This is a genomic window from Mammaliicoccus sp. H-M34 (assembly GCF_022386495.1).
In the GTDB taxonomy this organism is placed as follows: domain Bacteria; phylum Bacillota; class Bacilli; order Staphylococcales; family Staphylococcaceae; genus Mammaliicoccus; species Mammaliicoccus fleurettii.
Genome location: NZ_JAJNIK010000034.1, coordinates 1 through 276, shown reverse-complemented (window position 1 = coordinate 276; position 276 = coordinate 1). Strand labels below are relative to the sequence as shown.

Genomic DNA, 276 nt, shown 5'->3' with positions numbered 1-276 from the left:
CGATTATTAAGCTTGAATTTCGTTAGAAATTCACTCGGTTTATTGCTTGGTAAAATCTATTTGCTTACTTATCTAGTTTTCAATGTGCAATTAAAAAAATGGTGGGCCTAAATGGACTCGAACCATCGACCTCACGCTTATCAGGCGTGCGCTCTAACCAGCTGAGCTATAGGCCCTATCTATTTTTGAATGTTAAATAAACATTCAAAACTGAATACAATATGTCTCCGTTATTCCATGACCTAATGGTCATTCCGTAATATCCTTAGAAAGGAG

Annotated in this window: 1 tRNA gene; it reads right to left on the bottom strand. The window is 36.6% G+C overall.

From position 1 onward, the window contains the following. Positions 1–99: 99 nt before the first annotated feature. Positions 100–176, bottom strand: a tRNA-Ile gene (locus LQ608_RS12450). Positions 177–276: the final 100 nt, after the last annotated feature.